The following is a 20,214-nucleotide window of genomic DNA, read 5'->3' as shown; positions in this document are numbered from 1 at the left end:
TCAGACCGCGGATTTGTGCCGGGCGATGCAGGTGTCCAGCACCTCGCCGCTGCCCCGCTGCCACCAGTTGCCCGTCGAAAAAATCTCCACCTCGCTATAACCCGCGAAGCCCTGGGCTTCCACCCAGTCGCGGATTTTCGGGATATCGATGACGCCGTCGCCCATCATGCCGCGGTCGTTGAGCAAATCGGTGGTCGGCGTCAGCCAGTCGCAGACGTGGAAGGCCAGCAGCCGCTCCTTGCCGGCGCGCCGGATCTGGGCCTGGAGCTTGGGATCCCACCAGACGTGGTAAACGTCCACTGCCACGCCGAGCGCGCCGCTTCTGGCGGGGTCCAGCGCATCACAGACGTCCAGCGCATGCTCCAGGGTGTTGATGCAGGCGCGGTCGGCTGCATACATGGGGTGCAACGGTTCTATCGCCAGCGGCATGCCTGCGGCCCTGGCGTATTCCAGCAGGGTGGCGATGCCGTCAAACACCTGGCTGCGCGACAGCGCGATGTCCTTGTGCGCCGCCTTGCCGGCCAGCGCGCCGGGCAGGCCGCCCACCACCAGCACCAGGCAGGCGGCGTTCAACTCGCAGGCCTCGTCGACGGCGCGGCGGTTGTCGTCGTGCGCGGCTTTGAGGCCCGCCGCATCCGCCGCGGGAAACATACCGCCGCGGCAATAACCCGAGAGCTGCAGCCCATGGGTTTTGACCAGTTTTGAAATGAGCGGCAAGCCGGCGGCGGCCACCTGGTCGCGCCAGGGCGAGATCGCGCGTATGCCGCGCGCCGCGCAGGCTTCGAGGATGTCCGTGAGCGGCTGCTCGACGCCGCGGTGCTTGCGCACGGTCGCGGTGTTGATGGAGAGCCAGCGGTGGTCTTGGGAGAAATTTCTCATGGCGACGTTTGATTCGGGTCGATGGGAGGCGGCGCGGTTTTGCGCCGGCGCAGTTCGCGGATGATGGCCGCGTTGTCGAGTTCGCCGTCACCGGCGGCGACCGCCGCGCGCAGCAGGGCTGCATGGGTTTCGGACAAGGGCAGTTTCTGGCCTTCGGCCGCGGCGCCCTGGATCATCAAGTTGACGTCCTTGAGGTGCTGATGAATGCGTGACTGCGGCGCAAAATCTTCCTCCGCCATCATCCTGCCCTTGGCCTCGGCGGCGCCGGACGTGGCGGGGCTGGCCAGCACCAGCGCCAGGAACTGCTCGGGGCTGATGCCCATGTTTTCGGCGAAGACCATGCCTTCGGCCAGCGCCGCCCGGTTCAGGCCCAGCACGAGGTTGGTCGCGAGCTTGGCCTTGGCACCCATGCCGGTGCCGCCGACGTGGATGCGTTTGCCTGAAATGGCGGACAGCACGGATTCGCATGCCTGCAGTCCACCGGCCTCACCACCCAGCAGCAGGGTGGCTTCACCGGCGGCTATTTGCTGGCTGGAGCCCGAGAGCGGGGCTTCGATGAAGGTGATGCCGCGCGCCCCCAGCCGCGCGGCCAGGGCTTCAAGCTCATGGGGTGTGCCGGTGGAGCAATCGATGATGCTGCGAACGCCGAAGATGGACAGCAGGCCTGCCGGCCCTTCGACCACTTTGAGTACGTCATCGGTATGAAAGACGGCCAGCACCGTGCAAGAAGCCGCATTGGCAACTTCGACCAGGGAGCTGGCAGCGCGGCCGCCCTGGGCGGTGAGGGCCGCCCGAGCTTCTTCGCGCAGGTCAAACCCCGTGACCTGGAAACCGGCAGCCATCAGGCGCCGCGCGAGCGCCATGCCGACCAGGCCCAGGCCGACGATGCCTATGGAGTTGTCCGCCGCCATGGGTTCACGCCGCGAGCGACGCGCCTCCGCAGATCTGGATGTCCTGGCCGGTGATGGCCGCGGCATCGGGTGAGAGCAGGAAGGCGACCAGCGCGGCGATCTCCCCGGGCTGGATCAGCCGGCCCAGGGGCGGCAGCTTGGGCGGGGTGTTGGCGCGCGCCGGGTCGGCGAGCATGGCGGTTTCGGTGGCCGCCGGGGACACCACATTGACGGTCACGCCCGAAGCCGCGGTTTCCGCGGCCCAGCTGCGCGCCAGGGCCACCAGCGCCGCCTTGGTCGCCGCATACTGGCTGCGGCCGGCCATGCCGCGCGCCACGCGGCTGCCGACCAGCACCACGCGGCCTGCGCCGGCCTGCGCCATGGCGGGGACCACCCGGTTGGCGATGCGCGTGACGGCATCGACATGGAGCTGCCACATCAGCTGTGAATCCTCGTTGGACAGCTCACCGAGCCGGCCCACGCGCAGCACGCCGGCGGCATGGACCAGGGCCTGCACGGTGCCCGCCGAGCGCAGGACGCGCTCCGTGGCTTCAACCTGGCACAGGTTGACCTCGGTGGATGAAAACGCCGGGTGCACGATGCGCGCGGGCGCGATGTCCAGGCCTATCACGTCCCAGCCCCGGTCCAGCAGGGCCTGGGCGATGGCCAGGCCTATGCCCGAGCTGCTGCCCGTGACGAGTGCGCGTTTCACATCTTCAGCGGCCATGGCGGGAAACCTTATTCGACACGGATGTTGCCGTCCGTGATGATTTTCTGCGAACGCGCCATGTCGGTGTTCTGGAATTTCGCGAAGTCCTCCGGGGTGCCCGGCGTCAGAACCAGGCCTTGCTGTATGAGTTTTTCGCGCATGTCGCCGGCCAGCGCCTTGCTGGTCTCGGCGTTGAGCTTGTGCGTGATCTCGGCCGGCAGTTTGGCCGGTGCCCAGAGGCCGTACCAGCTGTAAAACTCAAAGCCCGGAATCGTCTCGGCCACCGTCGGTACATCGGGCAGGCTGGGGGCGCGCTTGTCGCCGGTGACAGCGACGACGCGCAGCATGCCGCTCTTGTGGTACTGCAGCGAGCCGAGTATGGGATCTATGAAGCCGTCGATCTGGCCGCCTATCAAATCCTGGAAGGCGGGCGCCGTGCCCTTGTAGGGAACCACGGTGTATTCGATGCCGCCGGCGCGCTTGAGCAGCTCGGTCGAAAGATGGCCCGCCGAGCCTATGGAGCCGACCGCGAAGGTCATTTTTCCGGGGTTGGCCTTGGCGTAAGCGATCAGCGATTTCACGTCGGTGACCGGCAGGTTTTTGTTGATGGCCACCGACAGCGGCGCCTTGGCGACCAGCGAGATGGGTGTGAAGTCCTTGACCACGCCATAGGGCACGGACTTCATGGTCATGGGCGCGGTCGTGAAGGTGGAGGCGTTAAAGAGCAGGGTGTAGCCGTCCGCGGGCGCCTGCGCCACCAGGCCGGCGCCTATGGTGCCGTTGCCCCCCGCGCGGTTTTCCACGACAAAGGGCTGGCCCATCTGCTCGCCCAGCTTTTGCGCAAGTTGCCGGCCCACCGCGTCCAGCGTACCGCCGGGCGGGAAGGGGATGATGACCTTGACCGGTCGGGAGGGGTAAGCCTGTGCCGCGGCGCCGAAGGCTGCGGCTGCCAGGCCGGCGGCCAGGGTGGCCTTGAGGAAAGTGCGTGTCTTCATGCTTGTCTCCAGGGTTTGTAATGAGAGGCTGGCGGAAGCTTCTGGCGGCTTCTTTGCTATGTTTTCTACTGAATTCCGTGCAGCGACAACAGCGTCTTCATGCGCTGGGTGGCGAGTTCGGGGTGTTCGAGCAGGTTGGCCGCATCGGCCAGGCGAAACAGTTCCGCAAAATGCTGCAGCGAACGTGTGCTCTGCTGCCCGCCCACCATGGTGAAGTGGCTCTGGTGGCCGTTGAGCCAGGCCATGAAGACCACGCCGGTTTTATAAAACCGCGTGGGCGCGGCAAAAATGTGGCGCGACAGTGGCACCGTGGGGCCCAGGATGGCGTGGAATTTCTCCACATGGCCCTGCGCCAGTTCGCCGAGTGCCGCGCTCGCGGCCGGTGCGATGGCGTCGAAGATGCCCAGCAAGGCATCGCTCTGGCCGTGCGTTATTTCCTTGCCGAAACCGTCGCCGGCAATCAGCTCGGCGTAGTTGAAATCGTCGCCGGTGTACATGCGCACGACAGACCCGTCAGCCCCTCCGGTAGCGGGCAGCCTGCGGCGCATCGCGATTTCCTTGTCCTTGTCGAGCAGCGAGATCTTGATGCCGTCGACCTTGCCGGCATGGGCGTTGATGATGCCGAGCGCGGTGTCCATGGCTTTTTCCACATCGCCGCTGCCCCAGTAGCCGGCCAGCGCCGGGTCGAACATGTCGCCCAGCCAGTGCAGCACCACGGGCTGCCTGGCCTGGCGCAGGATGCGGTCGTAGACGCGCTCGTAGTCGGCCGGGCTTTTGGCCACGCGGGCCAACGCGCGCGAAGCCATCACGATGAGCTTGCCGCCCAGCTTCTCGATGGCCTCCATCTGCTCTTCGTAGCCGCGAATGACCTCGTCCACGCTTTTGACGTTTTCCAGCACCAGGTGGTCGGTGCCGCAACCGGAAGCGACGAACGCGCCCGGAACATCCTTGGCGGCGTCCAGCGAGCGGCGTATCAGCTCCAGCGAGGTCGGCCAGTCCAGGCCCATGCCGCGCTGCGCCGTGTCCATGGCTTCGGCCACGCCCAGGCCCAGCGACCACAGGTGGCGGCGGTAGGCGATGGTGGCGTCCCAGTCGATGGCGCAGGCCAGCCACGGGTCCACCGCCGCCAGCGGGTCGGCCACCACATGCGCGGCGGAATAGGCGATGCGGTTGAACTTCAGCCCTGCGGCGGGTTTGACGGGTGTGCTGCCGCGCAGCGTGTAGGGCTTGAGGCCGCCGCTATCGCCGGCATGGGGCAAGGTCAGTGTCAGTGCCATGGCATGCCCCTCAAACCTTCAGCGGCGGCACGTCTATCCAGCGCCGCTCTTTCCAGCTTTGCAGGGCCGCCTCGACCAGTTGCACGCCCTTGGCGCCTTCGGGCAGCGTCCACTTGTAGGGTTCGTTCTCGACCACATGGCGAATGAAGTGCTCCCACTGGATCTTGAAGCCGTTGTCGTAGGTCTGCGAGTCCGGCACTTCCTGCCATTGGTCGAAGAAGTTCATCATTTGCTTCTCGTCGGGGTTCCACACCGGGCGCGGCGTGGTCACGCGCGACTGGGCGCGGCAGCTTGAGAGACCCGCCACGGCCGAGCCGTGCGTGCCGTCCACATGGAAGGTGACCAGGTCGTCGCGGCGCACGCGGGTGGCCCAGGACATGTTCATCTGGGCGATGACCGGCTCGCCGTTGTGGCCTGTGAGCTCCGCCGTGGCATAGGCCGCGTCGTCGGCGGTGGCCTTGTAGGGCTTGCCGGCTTCGTCCCAGCGTTCGGGAATATGGGTAGCGCCTATGCAGGAGACGGATTTGACCTCGCCGAACAGGTTGTCCAGCACATAGCGCCAGTGGCACATCATGTCCAGGATCATGCCGCCGCCGTCTTCGCTGCGGTAGTTCCAGCTCGGGCGCTGTATGGGCTGCAGGTCGCCCTCGAACACCCAGTAGCCGAACTCCAGGCGCACCGACAGCATCCGGCCGAAGAAGCCGGCGCGGCGCAGCATGTCGAGCTTGCGCAAGCCGGGCAGGAAGAGCTTGTCCTGCACGGCACCGTGCTTGAGGCCGGACTTTTCAGCCAGGCGGGCAATTTCGACGGCCTCGTTGAGGTTGGTGGCGATCGGTTTTTCGCAGTAGACATGTTTGCCGGCGCGTAGGGCCTTGGCCAGCAGGGTGGGGCGCATCTGCGTGGTGCCGGCATCGAAGAGGATCGTGTCGTCCTTGGTTTTCAGCGCTTCGTCGAGATCGGTTCCCCAGCGCGCGAGGCCATGGGCCTTGGCCAGGGCCTCGATCTTTTCGGCGTTGCGGCCGATCAGGATGGGGTCGGGCATGACCTTGTCGCCGTTGGAGAGCGTCACGCCGCCCTGTTTGCGGATCGCGACGATGGAGCGGATCAGGTGCTGGTTCATGCCCATGCGTCCGGTGACGCCGTGCATGATGATTCCGAGTCGTTGGGTGGCCATGGGGTCCTTCTCTCTTGGGTTTGGGTAATGCGGCGGCCGCACCCTGGTCCGGCCAGGGGTGTTGAAAGGGTGCGGGGACGCTGCGGGGAAACTTGCCGGGTGTTACTGGGTGGGTTGCAAGCCGGCGGCCTTGACCAGCACGGCATTGCTCTTGATTTCGTCCCTGATGTAGGCGTCGAACTGCTCGGGCGGGAGCGTCCATGCATCGGCGCCCAGGGCGGCGAAGCGTTCCTTGACTTCGGGGGTGTTCAGGGCCTTGGTCACTTCGTCGTGCAGGCGGTTGACGATGTCGCGCGGCGTCTTGCCGGGGGCCATCATGCCGATCCAGAAGTTGAATTCCGAACCCGGAACGCCGGCTTCCGCCGTGGTGGGAACCTGGGGCAGGGCGCTGGCGCGTTTGGGTGAACCGACCGCAAGGGCGACGAGCTGGCCGTTCTTGATCTGGCCGATGACCGGCGCGATGGGTGAGAAGTAGTAGTCGACGCGGCCGGAGATCACTTCAGTCACCGCTTCGCCGGAGCCCTTGAAGGGAATGTTGGTGGCTTCGATTTTTGCGGCGAGCTTGAACTTTTCGGCGTTCAGGTGGGTGGCGCTGCCCTGGCCGGCCGATGCGAAGTTCATGCTGCCGGGCTTGGCGCGCGCGGCGGCCAGCAGTTCCTGCAGCGTCTTGATGTTTTTGGACGGCGACATCACCAGCACATTGGGTGTGCTGGAAATCGGCGTCACGCCCGCGAAGTCGGCCACGGTGTCAAAGGGCAGCTTGGCGAAGGTCGAGGGGCTGACCGTGTGCGAGGACGAGTGGATCATGATGGTGTAGCCGTCCGGCGCGGCCGTGGCCACGGCCTGCTGGCCTATGGTGCCGCTGGCGCCGCCGCGGTTGTCGATCACCAGCGTCTGGCCCATGCTCTGGCTCATCTTGTCGGTGATGGCGCGGGCAATGATGTCGGTGGTGCTGCCGGCGGCGAAGGGCACGATGACACGGATGGGCTTGTTGGGATAGGCGCCCTGGGCGCCCGCGATCAGGGGTGGCAGCGCCGCCAGGCAAGCAAGGCAGGCCAGAGCGGCGCGACGTGTGAAGTTCATGGGCTTTGTCTCCTGAAAGAGGTCATTGAAGGGCTGCCAAAGGCCTGTCCATGCCGCCGGTGTTGTTGGGATGCCGGTGTGCAGTTTACGCCTAATTCACCATTAAGTGAATTACGAATTGTAAAAACAGCCTTGTCGCCGCGTCAATGACGGCCAGGATCAGCTTCTAAGGACATACCCTAGGATCACCTCGCACATGTGCGAGAGCCGCTCGTGGCGGGCTTTGGGCGCCATCAGGTCGCGCCCGAAGATGGCCGACAGCGTGTGGTTGTTCGACAGGTAGAAATACGACATCCCGGCGATGGACACGTAAAGCTGCACCGGGTCGATGCCGCCGCGAAACAGCCCCTCCGCGCGCCCGCGCTCGAGGATTTCCGCCAGGGTCTGAACCAGCGGCGAGTTCATTTCCTGCACCCGGCTGGACATGGCCAGGTGCCGGCCCTGGTGCAGGTTTTCACTGTTGAGAAGCGTCAGGAATTCGGGGTGGGCGATGTAGTACTCCCAGGTGAATTCCGTGAGGCGGCGTATGGCCTGCGCCGGCTCCATGTCGCGCAGGTGCAGCTCCGTCTCCGCCGCGCGGATGTCGGCGTAGGCCTTCTCCAGCACCGCCAGGAAGAGCTCGTCCTTGCTCTTGAAGTAGTAGTAGATCAGGCGCTTGTTGATGTCCGCGCGCTCGGCGATCCGGTCCACCCGCGCGCCGCCAAGCCCGTGCTGCGCGAACTCGTCGCGGGCGGCCAGCAGGATGGCCAGTTGGGAGCGGTCGGCATCGCGCGAGCGGGGTTCGGCGGGCTTTGTTTTGAGGGGCGGCATGGCGAGAATTTAACTGTTTGGTGAATTAAAGCAAGAAATCTTCCAGCGATAGCGCCGTCGGATGTACACAGGGTGGAAGGGTACCTCCATAATTCGACAGGTACCGGCCGTCCGCGCCGGCGCCCTGGGCAAAGGAGATGGCCATGAGCAATTCAGACACACCTAAAGACGGCGACTTCGCAAACTGGATAGACCAGAAGGCCGAGGCGCTCAAATTTCAGTTGGGTGAAAAATTCCCCGTGCCGCCGCCCGAGCTGCATTCTCCCTCGGTGCATGTGGAGACCGGCCGGCAAAAGCTGGAAGAAGTACTGCTCGAACACGAAGAGCCCACGGAAGAGTTTCTCGAGGAACTCCGAGCCCTGGAAGGCGCACCGCCCTTGAGCGACGAAGAGCTGGCTCGCCAGGCCCTGGAAGCCGGCGGCGGCGACGGCGACGCTGCCACGCCGGAATAAGCGCAAGGATGATGGCTCGCTGTTACCTCAAGCCAGGCAGGCGAATGGACCCTCGGGGATATCCGGTCAGCACTTGAGGTGCGCCAGGGGCAGCTCGGTGCTGCTCTTGATGCGGTTGAGCACGATATTCGACCGGATGCTGCCCACGCCCTGGATGCGGGTCAGGCGGCGCAGGACTTGCTCCGATAGCACGCCGAGGTCAGCGGCGACGATCTGCAGGATGTAGTCCGACTCGCCCGCTACCGAATAGCATTCCAGCACTTCCGGAAAGCCGGCTATTTCGCGTTCGAACGCCGAGCCCTCCTCACCGCTGTGCCGGGTCAGGGTGACATAGGAGATGGCACGCACGCCAAGGCGTATGGCCTTCGGCTCCAGCAGGGCCACATAACGGCGGATGATGCCGGCGGCCTCCAGGCGCTGCACCCGGCGGCTGACCTGCGATCCCGACAGGTGCACCTGTTCCCCAATTTGCTGGTGGGTGGCGTGCGCATCGCGCTGCAATGCGGCCAGAAGACTGATATCAAAGCTATCAAGCAGCGAATCATCGTATTTGTCTGATTTCATGCGTGAATTATGCATGTTCGGCCCATTCCAGCCTGCAACTTGCACACCCTTTGCACGGCCAATTCACCACAATCAAAGGCTCTAAACAGCGTTTGAGGAGCACGATCTTGGCCGCAGCCACAAGTGATTTATTGGATAAACCCGTCGGCCTGGCCGTGCGTGATGTGAAGGGCGTGCTGTATGGAGCGCATTGATCCAGGCACATTTGGCCGCCTGCAGGCCGATTGGCCCCATTGGCATTTCAGCACCGAGCGCGGTGGCCTCATGGCCCGCAGCCTGGTGTTTGCCGACTTTGCCCAAGCCTTTGGTTTTATGGCGCAGGTGGCGGTGACGGCCGAGAAGCGCGACCACCACCCGGAGTGGCGCAATGTCTACAACCGCGTGGAGATCACGCTCACCACACACGATGTGCAAGGCCTCTCGCCGCGCGACCTGGAACTGGCGCGCGTGATCGACGCGGCTTGTGATGGCCGGCTGCAGGAGATGCCAGTATGAACACGCAGCTCAGCTCTAGCAAACACGGCCTGGCCGCGGGGATGAAGCCCACACGGGCCGACTGGACCATAGACCAGGGGTGGGACCACTACAGCGCCGCGGAGCATGCCACCTGGAAAGTGCTTTTCGAGCGCCAGAGCCGTTTGCTGCCGGGTCGTGCCTGCGACGCTTTTGTACAGGGAATGCGCGATCTGCCTATTGCCGCGGACCAGATTCCGGATTTCCGCCGTCTCAACGAGGTGCTGCTGCGCCGCACGGGCTGGCAGATCGTGGCGGTGCCGGGGCTTGTGCCCGACGAGGTGTTTTTCGAACACCTGGCGAACCGGCGCTTTCCGGCCGGCCATTTCATTCGCAAGCCGCATGAGCTGGATTACCTGGAGGAGCCCGATGTGTTCCATGACGTGTTCGGCCATGTGCCCATGCTGATGAACCCGGCCATTGCCGACTACATCCAGGCCTATGGCGCAGGCGGGTTGCGAGCGCAAAAGCTGGGCGTGCTGGCCCAGCTGGCCCGGGTGTACTGGTACACCGTGGAATTTGGCCTGGTGCAGCAGCAAGACGGGCTGCGTATCTATGGCGCGGGCATCGCATCTTCCGCGTCGGAAACGCTGTTTGCGCTGGACGACGCTTCCCCCAACCGTGTGCGTTTTGACCTGCCGCGCGTGATGCGCACGCACTACCGGATCGATGATTTTCAGGAAACCTATTTCGTCATCAACGATCTTGACGAGTTGATGTCCCTGGCAAGCATTGACTTTGCGCCGCTGTACGCCCAGGTTCGGCACCAGCAGGAGTTTGTGCCGGGCCAGCTACTGCCCGGCGACGTGGTGCTGAACCGCGGCACGGGGCGCTACCACGACACCCGACGGGGAGGAGAGTGAGATGGATTTTTCCAAAAAAACCGTGTTGATCACCGGCGCGGCGGGCAATCTTGGTGCTGCGGTCGCCGAATTGCTGTCGGCGCGCGGAGCCCATCTGGTGCTGCTGGATTTGCGGCGCGAGGGGCTGGAGCAGCGCTACGGCCAAACCGCCGATCGGCATATGCTGCTGCCCGTCAACCTGCTGGAGTCCGCGGACGTGCAGGCAGCGGTCCTGGCGGCGCAGGAGCGGTTTGGCCGCATTGATGTGTTGTGCAACCTGGCGGGTGGTTTTCGCATGGGGCCACCCGTACACGCGACCCAGGACGGCGATTGGGATTTTCTGATGGATGTCAATGTCCGCACGCTTTTGAACATGGTGCGTGCCGTCGTGCCCGGCATGCTGGCGGCGGGTGGCGGCAGCATTGTCAATGTCGGGGCGCAGTCGGCACTGCGCGGTGCCGCCCACATGGGGGCGTACTGCGCTTCCAAGGGCGCCGTCATCCGTTTGACCGAATCCATGGCGGCTGAATTGCGGGAGCAAAACATTCGCGTCAACTGCGTGCTGCCTTCCATCATCGACACTCCCGAGAACCGGGCCGCCATGCCGGAGGCGGACCCCGCGCGCTGGGTGTCTCCGCAAGACCTGGCCCAGGCCATCGCGTTTCTGGCATCCGACGCCGCGCGCGCCGTGCACGGCGTTGCCTTGCCGGTCAGCGGGCTCAGCTGAGGCGGGGCTCAAAGATGTTCCAACACATAGAAGCTTTTGCGGGCGATGCCATCGTGGCGTTGAACGAAGCGTTTCACCGGGATCCCCGGCCGCACAAGGTTAATTTGTCGATCGGCATTTACTGCGACGAACAAGGGCAGGTACCCGCGCAGCATGCCGTGTGTGAGGCCGAGCGACACCTGGCTGCGGCCAGGCAGCCCAAGCCCTATTTGCCGATGGAGGGGATCGCCCGTTTTCGCAACGCCATGCAGGAATTGCTGTTCGGCGCGGGGCATGCGGTGTTGCTCCAGGGGCGGGTCGCGACCGTGCAGACCGTGGGCTCCAGCGGAGCGCTTAGGGCGGGGGCTGAGTTCCTGCGCCAGTGGTTTCCTTCCAGCGGTGTCTGGCTGAGTGATCCCACTTGGGACAACCACCGCAGCCTTTTTGAGAGCGCGGGCATTGTCGTTGGCACGTACCCGTATTACGACCCTGCCGGCGGCGTGCGTTTCGACGCCATGCTGGCCGCCTTGCGAGAGTTGCCGCCCCGCAGTGTGGTGCTGTTGCATGCCTGCTGCCACAACCCCACAGGTGTGGATTTGACCCACGCCCAGTGGCTGGAGCTGATTCCCCTGATCCAGGATCGCCAGTTGATTCCGTTTCTGGATCTGGCCTATCAAGGCTTCGGCGAAGGTATTGAGGAGGATGCTTTTTCCGTGAGGCTGCTGGCGCAGGCGGGTATCCAGTTTTTGATCGCCAATACCTTGTCCAAAAGCATGGGCTTGTACGGAGAGCGGTGTGGTGCCTTGAGCGTGGTGTGTGCGGATGAGCGGCAGGCCGAACGAGTGCTCGGGCAAATCAAGTTCACCGTACGCCAGAATTACTTCAGCCCGCCCGCGCATGGCGGGCAGATCGTTGCCCATGTGCTGGGTGACCCGGTGCTCCGCGCATCATGGGTGCGCGACCTCACGGGCATGCGCGAGCGTATCCGGTCGCTGCGCCGGCAGTTGCATACAGCACTGGGCCGAAAGTTGGCGGGAGGCGATTTTGCTTACCTGCTCAGCCAGCGCGGCATGTTCAGCTATACCAACCTGAGTGCAGAGCAGGTCCGGCGCTTGCGTGAGGAACACGCGATTTATCTGGTGAAGTCGGGCCGCCTCTGTATTTCCGGCTTGAATGCGGCTAACGTGGAGCGGGTGGCCGATGCGATTGTTGCGGTGCAATAGGGCTTGCGGGTAGCGCCGGTTTCTTCCATACGGCCGGGGGTGTGGCCGTGGCGCAAACAAGGTGGATTCACGATGTCGGTGCGATCCGGCAGACATTCCCAATGGCTGCACAATAGCAGGCATGACTGTAGCGACATCCTCCTCCATTTCATCCCCTGGGTCGAAGCTTGCCACTGCGCAGCTTGCCGGCCACCTCCTCGTCGATTGCCTTTTGGCCCAGGGCGTCACCCACGCATTCGGTGTGCCCGGTGAAAGCTACCTGGCCGTGCTTGACGGCCTGCATGCGCGCCGGGACAAGATCCAGTTCGTCACCTGCCGGCAGGAAGGCGGCGCGGCTTTCATGGCCGAGGCCCACGGCAAGCTGACCGGCCGGCCCGGTGTGTGCATGGTCACGCGCGGCCCGGGCGCCACCAATGCCTCCATCGGCGTGCACACGGCCTTCCAGGACTCCACGCCCATGGTGCTGCTGGTGGGCGACGTGGCCAGCGACTGCCGCGACCGCGAGGCCTTCCAGGAGGTGGACTACTTCAACTTCTTCGGCCCCAGCACCAAGGGTTTCGCCAAACGCGTGGAGCGCATCGACGAAGCCGACCGCATTCCCGAATACGTGGCGCGCGCCTTTGCCACCGCGATGAACGGCCGTCCCGGCCCGGTGGTGCTGGTGCTGCCCGAAGACATGCTGACCCGCATGACGGCCGCGCAGCCGCTGCCGCGCGTGGAGGCGGTGCAGGCCTGGAGCGACCCGGGCTCGCTGCGCACGCTGCGCGAGATGCTGCTCAAATCCGAGCGCCCGCTGATCATCGCGGGCGGCGGCGGATGGACGCCGCAGTCGGCGCAGGCGCTGCAGCGCTTCGCCGAAAACTGGAAGCTGCCGGTGGGCAACGCCTTCCGCTTCCAGGACACTTTTGACAACCACCACCCGCTTTATGCGGGCGACGTGGGCATAGGCCTCAATCCCAAGCTGGCCGCGCGCGTCAAAGCCAGCGACCTGATCATCGCCATAGGCCCGCGCCTGGGCGAGATGACGACCGGCGGCTACACGCTGCTGCAGGCGCCGCGCCCCGCGCAGAAACTGGTGCACATCCATGCCAGTGCCGAGGAGCTCAACCGTGTCTACCAGGCCGACCTGGCGATCAATGCCACCATGAATGCCGCCGCGCGCTCGCTGGAAGTGCTGACGGCGCCGGTGAGCGTGGCCTGGGAGGCCTGGACGGCTTCAGCCAATGAGGACTACCTGGAAAATCTCAAGCCCACGCCCTCGGCCAACCTGCCGGGCGACATCGACATGCCGGCCATCGTCGGCCTGCTGCAAAAACATTTGCCGCTTGACGCGGTGCTGACCAATGGCGCGGGCAACTTCGCGAGCTGGGTGCACCGCTTCTTCCGGCACCACGGCCTGGTCAAGGGCCACAAGACACAGCTGGCGCCCACGGTGGGCGCCATGGGCTACGGCGTGCCGGCCGGCATCGCGGCGGCCATCACGACGGGCCGGGTGGCCTTCACCATCGCGGGTGACGGCGACTTTTTGATGAACGGCCAGGAGCTGGCCACGGCCGTGCAGCACGGCGCCAAAAGCATCATCGTGCTGCTCAACAACGGCATGTACGGCATCATACGCATGCACCAGGAAAGGGAGTACCCGCGGCACGAAAGCGGCTCGCGCCTGAACAACCCGGACTTCGCCGGCCTGGCGCGCGCCTACGGTTATGCGGGTGTGCGCATCACGCGCACGGCCGAGTTCGAGGCCGAACTGCTGGCGGCGCTGGAACGCAAGGAGGGCACGCTGATCGAGGTGACGCTGGATCCGGAAGTCATCACCACGCGCGGCACACTGTCGTCCATCACCCAAAGCGCGCTGGCCAGGGTGTCGCAGCAATCGCAGCAGTAGCCCAGCCTCTGGGCATAAAAAAAGGCCGGGGTGACCCGGCCTTTTTTGTGGGCGGCGGCTTCAGGATGAAGCCGCCTTGTGCACCCAGGATTACTCCTTGATGTCCACCGCGTAGAAGTTGTGGCGGCCGAAGGGGCTGTTCTTGTAGCCGATCACGCTCTTGCGCACGGGCTTGAGCTGCACCGCGTGGGCGATCGTGAACCAGGGAGCTTGCTCCTTGAAGATGACCTGGGCCTGCTGGTAGAGCTTGTTGCGCTCCGCGGGGTTGGTCACGGTCTTGGCTTTCAGGACCAGGTCTTCATAAGGCTGGTAGCAGAACTTGGCGATGTTGGAGCCGCTGGCCGACTGGGCCGAAGCGCAGCCGAGCAGGGTGTACATGAAGTTGTCAGGATCGCCGTTGTCGCCGGTCCAGCCCAGCATGCCCATCTGGTGCTCGCCGGCCTGCAGGCGCTTGCGGTACTCGCCCCATTCAAAGCTCTTGATCTCGGCGGTCACGCCGACCTTGACCAGGTCAGCCTGCATCAACTCGGCGATGCGCTTGGCGTTCGGGTTGTAGGGGCGCTGCACGGGCATGGCCCACAGGTCGGTGGTGAAGCCGTTGGGGAAGCCGGCCTGGGCCAGCAATTTCTTGGCGGCTTCGGGGTTGTACTCGTCGTCCTTGATGGCGTTGTTGTACGCGGCCATGGTCGGCGGGATCGGGTTCTTGGCGGCAACGCCGGTGCTCAGGTACACGCCCTCGACAATGGCTTTCTTGTTGATCGCCATGTTGATGGCCTTGCGCACGCGCACGTCGTCAAAAGGCTTCTTGGTGGTGTTGTAGGCCATATAGCCCACGTTCAAGCCGGCCTGCTCGACGATGGTCACGTTGGGGTCCTTGCGGATCGCGTCCAGGTCGGCGGGGTTGGGGTAGGGCATGACATGGCATTCACCCTTTTGCAGCTTGGCCCAGCGCACCGACGCGTCAGGCGTGATCGAGTACACGAGGTCGTCGATCTTGGCCTTGCCGCCCCAGTACTGCGGGAAGGCCTTGTAGCGGATGATCGCGTCTTTCTGGTACTGCACCAGGTAGAAGGGGCCGGTGCCGACCGGGTCCTGGTCGATTTTTTCCGGCGTGCCGGCCTTGAGCATGGCGTCGGCGTATTCCTTGGACTGCACGGCCGCGTAAGGCATGGCCAGGTTGGCCAGGAAAGGCGCTTCAGGCTTGTCCAGCGTGATCTTGACGGTGAGGTCGTTGACCTTTTCCACCGACTTCAGCAGCTTGGGCATGCCCATGTCGCTGAAGTAGGAGTGGTTGGGGCTGGTGACCTTGAAGAAGGCGTTGTCTTCTTTCCACTGGCGCTCGAACATGAACAGCACGTCGTCGGCGTTGAAGTCGCGCGTAGGCTTGAAGGCCTTGTTGGAGGCGTGCCATTTCACACCCTTGCGCAGGTGGAAGGTGTAGGTCAGGCCGTCGGCGGAAATGTCCCATTTTTCGGCCAGGCCGGGGACGACCTTGGTGCCGCCGTATTCGAATTCGACGAGGCGGTTGTAGACGGGTTCGTTGGCATCGAACGAGGTACCCGTGGTGTTGACGCCAGGGTAGAAGTTCTCGGGGCTGCCTTCAGAGCAGAACACCAGCGTCTTTGCGGAGACGGGTGAAAGTGCCAGCAGCGCTGGCAGGGCGACGGCGCACAGCAATGCGCGCTTGACCGGGCGTAGCCGGCTTGCACTTGGTTTGGTCTGAATCATTTGACGATCCCTTTGGAGGTTAATGCTGCTTCGCAGCGGGGCTTGCGGCCAGATTGCGCAACATTTGTGACGTTGAGCGCTCTGGTCATTAAAAAACGTGGCCTGGAAACCATGCAGGGTGTGCACGGTTTTGGGTCACGCAGTGAGAAAGTTTTCAGCATAGTGGCATGCAACCTGCCGGTCCGCAACCTCGCGCAGCTGCGGCCTTTCGGCGCGGCAGCGGTCGGTGACGTGCGGGCAGCGGGTGGAAAAGACGCAGCCGGTGGGCGGGTTCAGCGGCGAGGGCAGCTCGCCCTTGAGCACGATGCGCTGCCTGACGCCGGTGCTGCCGGCCAGGCCCGGCGTGGAAGCCAGCAAGGCCTGGGTGTAGGGGTGCAGGGGCCGGTTGAACAAGGCGTTTTTCTCGCCTTGCTCGACTGCGTGGCCCAGGTACATGACCAGCACGTCGTGGGCGATGTGGCGCACCACGCCCAGGTCGTGCGAGATGAACAGGTAGGCCAGGCCCATGGACTGCTGCAGGTCGGCCAGCAGGTTGAGCACCTGGGCCTGGATGGAGACGTCCAGCGCCGAGACGGGCTCGTCGGCCACTACCACCGTGGGGTTGAGCATCAGCGCGCGCGCGATGGCGATGCGCTGGCGCTGCCCGCCCGAAAACATGTGAGGGTAGCGGTCGTAGTGCTCGGGGCGCAGGCCCACCATGGCCAGCATGGCGCGGGCCTTGGCGGCGCGCTCCTCGGCATTGAGGCTGGTGTTGATCTCGAGCGGCGCTTCCAGGATGGCGCCGATTTTCTTGCGCGGGTTCAGCGAGCCGTAGGGGTTCTGGAATACCAGCTGCACGGCTTTGCGCAGGCCCTTGCGTTCTTCCTGGGCGCCGTTCACCGCATCGATGCCGGTGATGGTCAATTCGCCACCAGTCGGGGTTTCGATCAGTGACACCATGCGGGCGAGGGTCGACTTGCCGCAGCCCGACTCGCCGACCACGGCCAGCGTCTTGCCGGCATGGACCGAGAAGGACACGCCGCCGACGGCCTGCAGGTGGTCGGACTTGCGCATGAAACCGCGGCGGATCTCATAGACCTGCCTCAGGTTTTTGGCCTCGACGACGGGGCCTGTGGGCAGGGCGGGGTTGGTGATGGCGGCGGTGCTCATTGCGCGGCCTCCACCAGCGGGGTGTCGCGTTCGATGTTGGCCTGCCGGCTGGGGTCGCCCAGCGGATAGTGGCAGCGCACCATGCCGTCCTTCCAGGCGCGCAGCAACGGGCGCTCGTTGCGCGAATGCTCGGTGGCGTAGGCGCAGCGCGGGGCGAACAGGCAGCCCTTGGGCCGGTCGTAGAGGCCGGGCACCATGCCGGGAATGGTCGCCAGGCGCGCGCTGCCGTCGCTGCGCTCGGGCAGGGCCGACAGCAGGGCTTCGGTATAGGGGTGCTGGGGCGTGTTGAAGAGGGCGTGCGCGGCCTGCTCTTCCATGATCTGGCCGGCGTACATAACCGCGATGCGCTGCGCCATTTCGGACACCACACCCATGTTGTGGGTGATCAGCACCAGGGCCATGCCGCGCTCCTTCTGCAGGCTGCGCAACAGGTCCAGGATCTGCGCCTGGATGGTCACGTCCAGCGCCGTGGTCGGCTCGTCGGCGATCAGCAGGCGCGGGTTGCAGGCGATCGCCATGGCGATCATCACGCGCTGGTTCATGCCGCCCGAGAGCTGGTGCGGATAGGCCTTGAGCCGGGTTGCGGGCGAATTGATGCCGACCTGCTCGAGCAGTTCGATGGCCTTGCGCGTGGCGGCTTTTTTGTCCATGCCGAGGTGTAGGCGCAGGGTCTCGGTGATCTGGAAGCCGATGGTGAAGCAGGGGTTCAGGCTGGTCGTGGGTTCCTGGAAGATCATCGCCACGTCCTTGCCGATGAGCTTGCTGCGCTCGCCGGGCGACAGCGTGAGCAGGTCGTGGCCGGCAAAGCGCAGTTTGTCGGCCTTGACGCGGCCGGGGTAGGCCACCAGGCCCATCAAGGCCATCATGGTGACGCTTTTGCCGGAGCCGGATTCACCGACGATGCCCAGGACTTCGCCTTCCTCGAGGGACAAGCTGATGCCGTCAACGGCGTGCATGACGCCGTTTTGCGAGGGGAACTCGACAGAGAGGTTTTCTATTTCTAACAATGCCATACGAAATCTTTCAGCGCTTCAGCTTGGGGTCGAACGCGTCGCGCAGTCCGTCGCCCAGCAAATTGAAGGCCAGCACAGTGATCAAAATTGCGAGGCCGGGGAAGGTGACCACCCACCAGGCGCGCAGCACGAATTCGCGGGCATCGGCCAGCATGGTGCCCCATTCGGGGGAGGGCGGCTGCGCGCCCAGGCCCAGGAAGCCCAGGGCGGCCGCGTCCAGGATGGCGGTGGACACGCCCAGCGAGGCCTGCACGATCAGCGGGGCCGTGCAGTTGGGCAGGATTTCGCTGAACATCAGGCGGATGCGGCTGGCGCCGCTCATGCGCGCGGCTGTCACGTAGTCGCGCGAGGTCTCGGCGATCACCGCGGCGCGTGTGATGCGCACGTAATGCGGCAGCACCACGATGGCCACGGCCAGCATGGCGTTCATCAGGCCGGGGCCGAGGATGGCCACGATCACGATGGCCAGCAGCAGGCTGGGCAGGGTCAGGATGATGTCCATCAGGCGCATCACCGCGATCTCGAAGATGCCGCGGAAAAAACCCGCCAGCAGGCCCAGCACCGTGCCGACGATGACCGACAGCGCCACCACGGCCAGGCCTATGACCAGCGAGAGGCGGGCGCCGTACATCAGGCGTGAGAGGATGTCGCGGCCTATCGCGTCGGTGCCCAAGGGGTAAGTCCAGGAGCCGCCCGCCTGCCAGGCCGGCGGCTTGAGGAACACCGAGTTGTCGGTGATGTTGGGCGCGTGCGGCGCCAGCAGCGGCGCGAACAGCGCAACCAGCAGCACGCCGATCACGATGGCCAGGCCGATCACGGCGCCGTTGTTGGCGCTGAAGTAGTTCCAGAATTCGCGCAGCGGGTGCGGCGGCGCGGGCGCGGTAGCGGGTTTCAAGGTGGCCGTGCTCATCGCTGGTGCCTGATGCGTGGGTTAATGATGCCGTAGGTGATGTCCACCAGCAGGTTGACGGCCATGACGATGGCGCCCAGCAGCAAGATGCCGCCCTGCAGCACGGGGTAGTCGCGGCGGCTGATGGCTTCAATCAGCCACTTGCCGACGCCCGGCCAGGAAAAAATGGTTTCGGTCAGGATGGCGCCGGTAAACAGCACGCCGACCTGCAAGCCGATCACGGTGATCACCGGGATCAGTGCGTTGCGCAGCGCATGCAGGGCCACCACACGCAGGTTGGACAGCCCCTTGGCGCGCGCGGTGCGGATGTAATCTTCGCCCAGCACTTCCAGCATGGCCGAGCGCGTCATGCGCGCGATCACCGCCAGCGGGTTGGTGCCCAGCACGATCATGGGCAATATCAGGTGCGAGGCCGCCGACCAGAACGCGCCCTTGTCGTCCGAGAGCAGCGAGTCGATCAGCAAAAAGCCGGTGGTGGGTTCGATGAAGTACTGCACCGACAGCCGACCCGAGACCGGCGTCCAGCCCAGTTGCACCGAGAACAGCAGGATCAGCAGCAGGCCCCACCAGAAAATCGGCATGGAGTAGCCCGTAAGGGACACCCCCATGACGCCGTGGTCGAGTATGGAGTTTCGCTTGACCGCTGCCAGGATGCCGGCCGGGATGCCGATCAGCAGCGCGAACAGGATGGCGCACAGGGCCAGCTCGATAGTGGCCGGAAACAGCGTGAGGAACTCGCGCAGCACGGGCTCCTGCGTGATCAGCGACTTGCCGAGGTCGCCCTTGAGCACGCGGCCGATGTAAATGCCGTACTGCACCATAACGGGCTTGTCCAGGCCGTACTCCTTGAGCAGCTGGGCATGGCGCACCGGATCGATGCCGCGTTCGCCCGCCATGGTTTCAATCGGGTCTCCCGGCACCATGCGGATCAGGAAAAAGGCCAGCAGCGTCATCCCCAGGAAGGTGGGAATGATCAGGCTCAGACGGGTAAAGATGAAGCGCAGCATTATCGCGAGATGGAAAAACGCGGGATGCTAAAGCAGCGTTTAACGCGTGCAGGGAAATTTGCGTCGCGAAGGCGACAGGTGGGGCGCGCGGAAACGTCCGCCGCCCCGGTCTTCAAATGCAATGGCATCAACATGGGGAATCTTGTCTTGTCTAGTCAGGCCCGGGGCAGTGCCGCGGGGAATTTTTTATCTTAGCAACATTAGCTTCATTTTTCGGTATTGCCGCCGCCGGCGGGCTACCGAGTAACCCTATGGCATCAGCACGCCTACAGCGGCGCTTGCGGCGCTAATGAAGCCTGCCTGGAAGGCAAAAAGAGTAATGCAGGATGCGTGCCAGAGGGCATGTGCCGCGCCTCGATGCAGGAAGAAGCGGGCACAAAAAAAGGCCGGTGAAACCGGCCT

The 20,214-nt window shown here is 64.6% G+C and carries 20 protein-coding genes; 6 read left to right on the top strand and 14 right to left on the bottom strand.

Annotation, left to right across the window (positions count from 1 at the left end; all coding sequences use genetic code 11):
• The 8 genes from BLQ85_RS04740 to BLQ85_RS04705 all read right to left on the bottom strand — a co-directional run bounded on the left by BLQ85_RS04740 (position 1) and on the right by BLQ85_RS04705 (position 7,817).
• The gene (locus BLQ85_RS04740; RefSeq protein WP_074575223.1) at positions 1-879 is read right to left on the bottom strand and encodes a sugar phosphate isomerase/epimerase family protein; all 879 of its coding nucleotides are present in this window, start codon (positions 877-879) and stop codon (positions 1-3) included.
• Positions 876-1,790, bottom strand: coding sequence for an NAD(P)-dependent oxidoreductase (locus tag BLQ85_RS04735; RefSeq protein ID WP_074575222.1), 915 nt, complete (start codon positions 1,788-1,790; stop codon positions 876-878). Before BLQ85_RS04735 ends, BLQ85_RS04740 begins: the two co-directional genes overlap by 4 nt.
• Before the next feature lie 4 nt (positions 1,791-1,794).
• Positions 1,795-2,496, bottom strand: coding sequence for an SDR family NAD(P)-dependent oxidoreductase (locus tag BLQ85_RS04730; RefSeq protein WP_074575221.1), 702 nt, complete (start codon positions 2,494-2,496; stop codon positions 1,795-1,797).
• An 11-nt stretch (positions 2,497-2,507) separates the two neighbouring features.
• Positions 2,508-3,473: a Bug family tripartite tricarboxylate transporter substrate binding protein gene (locus BLQ85_RS04725; protein ID WP_074575220.1), complete on the bottom strand. Its 966-nt coding sequence runs from the start codon at positions 3,471-3,473 to the stop codon at positions 2,508-2,510.
• A gap of 65 nt (positions 3,474-3,538) precedes the next feature.
• The gene (locus BLQ85_RS04720; RefSeq protein ID WP_074575219.1) at positions 3,539-4,750 is read right to left on the bottom strand and encodes a dihydrodipicolinate synthase family protein; all 1,212 of its coding nucleotides are present in this window, start codon (positions 4,748-4,750) and stop codon (positions 3,539-3,541) included.
• 10 nt (positions 4,751-4,760) lie between these two features.
• Complete coding sequence (locus tag BLQ85_RS04715) at positions 4,761-5,924, bottom strand: Gfo/Idh/MocA family protein (protein WP_074575218.1); 1,164 nt, start codon at positions 5,922-5,924, stop codon at positions 4,761-4,763.
• A 102-nt stretch (positions 5,925-6,026) separates the two neighbouring features.
• Entirely contained in the window at positions 6,027-7,007 is a 981-nt protein-coding gene (locus BLQ85_RS04710; protein WP_074575217.1) for a tripartite tricarboxylate transporter substrate binding protein, read from the bottom strand.
• A 159-nt stretch (positions 7,008-7,166) separates the two neighbouring features.
• Positions 7,167-7,817 (bottom strand): TetR/AcrR family transcriptional regulator, encoded by a 651-nt coding sequence (locus BLQ85_RS04705; protein ID WP_074575216.1) that lies wholly within the window; start codon positions 7,815-7,817, stop codon positions 7,167-7,169.
• A 143-nt stretch (positions 7,818-7,960) separates the two neighbouring features.
• Between BLQ85_RS04705 and BLQ85_RS04700 the strand changes: the two genes are divergently transcribed.
• Positions 7,961-8,269, top strand: coding sequence for a hypothetical protein (locus BLQ85_RS04700; RefSeq protein ID WP_074575817.1), 309 nt, complete (start codon positions 7,961-7,963; stop codon positions 8,267-8,269).
• 66 nt (positions 8,270-8,335) lie between these two features.
• Here the strand turns inward: BLQ85_RS04700 and BLQ85_RS04695 are convergent, their stop codons facing one another.
• The gene (locus BLQ85_RS04695) at positions 8,336-8,833 is read right to left on the bottom strand and encodes an Lrp/AsnC family transcriptional regulator (protein ID WP_074575215.1); all 498 of its coding nucleotides are present in this window, start codon (positions 8,831-8,833) and stop codon (positions 8,336-8,338) included.
• A 180-nt stretch (positions 8,834-9,013) separates the two neighbouring features.
• Between BLQ85_RS04695 and BLQ85_RS04690 the strand changes: the two genes are divergently transcribed.
• From BLQ85_RS04690 to BLQ85_RS04670, 5 genes are all read left to right on the top strand, one after another.
• A complete protein-coding gene (locus BLQ85_RS04690; protein ID WP_074575214.1) occupies positions 9,014-9,328 on the top strand; it encodes a 4a-hydroxytetrahydrobiopterin dehydratase in 315 nt (104 codons plus the stop codon).
• A complete protein-coding gene (phhA, locus tag BLQ85_RS04685; RefSeq protein WP_074575213.1) occupies positions 9,325-10,209 on the top strand; it encodes a phenylalanine 4-monooxygenase in 885 nt (294 codons plus the stop codon). Before BLQ85_RS04690 ends, phhA begins: the two co-directional genes overlap by 4 nt.
• A 1-nt stretch (position 10,210) precedes the next feature.
• Positions 10,211-10,915 carry an SDR family oxidoreductase gene (locus BLQ85_RS04680; protein ID WP_074575212.1) on the top strand — a complete coding sequence of 235 codons (705 nt, stop codon included), beginning with the start codon at positions 10,211-10,213 and terminating at the stop codon, positions 10,913-10,915.
• A 14-nt stretch (positions 10,916-10,929) separates the two neighbouring features.
• On the top strand, positions 10,930-12,117 hold the full coding sequence (locus tag BLQ85_RS04675) for an amino acid aminotransferase (protein WP_074575211.1): 1,188 nt from the start codon (positions 10,930-10,932) through the stop codon (positions 12,115-12,117).
• 121 nt (positions 12,118-12,238) lie between these two features.
• Positions 12,239-14,005: a thiamine pyrophosphate-binding protein gene (locus BLQ85_RS04670; RefSeq protein WP_074575210.1), complete on the top strand. Its 1,767-nt coding sequence runs from the start codon at positions 12,239-12,241 to the stop codon at positions 14,003-14,005.
• A gap of 90 nt (positions 14,006-14,095) precedes the next feature.
• On the opposite strand, the gene BLQ85_RS04665 is transcribed toward BLQ85_RS04670, so the two are convergent.
• The 5 genes from BLQ85_RS04665 to BLQ85_RS04645 all read right to left on the bottom strand — a co-directional run bounded on the left by BLQ85_RS04665 (position 14,096) and on the right by BLQ85_RS04645 (position 19,812).
• Complete coding sequence (locus tag BLQ85_RS04665; RefSeq protein ID WP_074575209.1) at positions 14,096-15,733, bottom strand: ABC transporter substrate-binding protein; 1,638 nt, start codon at positions 15,731-15,733, stop codon at positions 14,096-14,098.
• Between the two features lie 135 nt (positions 15,734-15,868).
• Complete coding sequence (locus BLQ85_RS04660; RefSeq protein WP_074575208.1) at positions 15,869-16,882, bottom strand: peptide ABC transporter ATP-binding protein; 1,014 nt, start codon at positions 16,880-16,882, stop codon at positions 15,869-15,871.
• The gene (locus BLQ85_RS04655; protein ID WP_074575207.1) at positions 16,879-17,895 is read right to left on the bottom strand and encodes an ABC transporter ATP-binding protein; all 1,017 of its coding nucleotides are present in this window, start codon (positions 17,893-17,895) and stop codon (positions 16,879-16,881) included. Before BLQ85_RS04655 ends, BLQ85_RS04660 begins: the two co-directional genes overlap by 4 nt.
• A gap of 10 nt (positions 17,896-17,905) precedes the next feature.
• On the bottom strand, positions 17,906-18,805 hold the full coding sequence (locus BLQ85_RS04650; protein ID WP_074575206.1) for an ABC transporter permease subunit: 900 nt from the start codon (positions 18,803-18,805) through the stop codon (positions 17,906-17,908).
• Complete coding sequence (locus tag BLQ85_RS04645; protein WP_074575205.1) at positions 18,802-19,812, bottom strand: ABC transporter permease subunit; 1,011 nt, start codon at positions 19,810-19,812, stop codon at positions 18,802-18,804. The genes BLQ85_RS04650 and BLQ85_RS04645 overlap by 4 nt, the downstream gene beginning before the upstream one ends.
• Positions 19,813-20,214 lie beyond the last annotated feature (402 nt).

It is taken from the genome of Polaromonas sp. JS666 (assembly GCF_900103405.1).
Lineage (GTDB): Bacteria > Pseudomonadota > Gammaproteobacteria > Burkholderiales > Burkholderiaceae_C > Polaromonas.
This window is presented reverse-complemented; position numbering and strand designations above follow the sequence as displayed.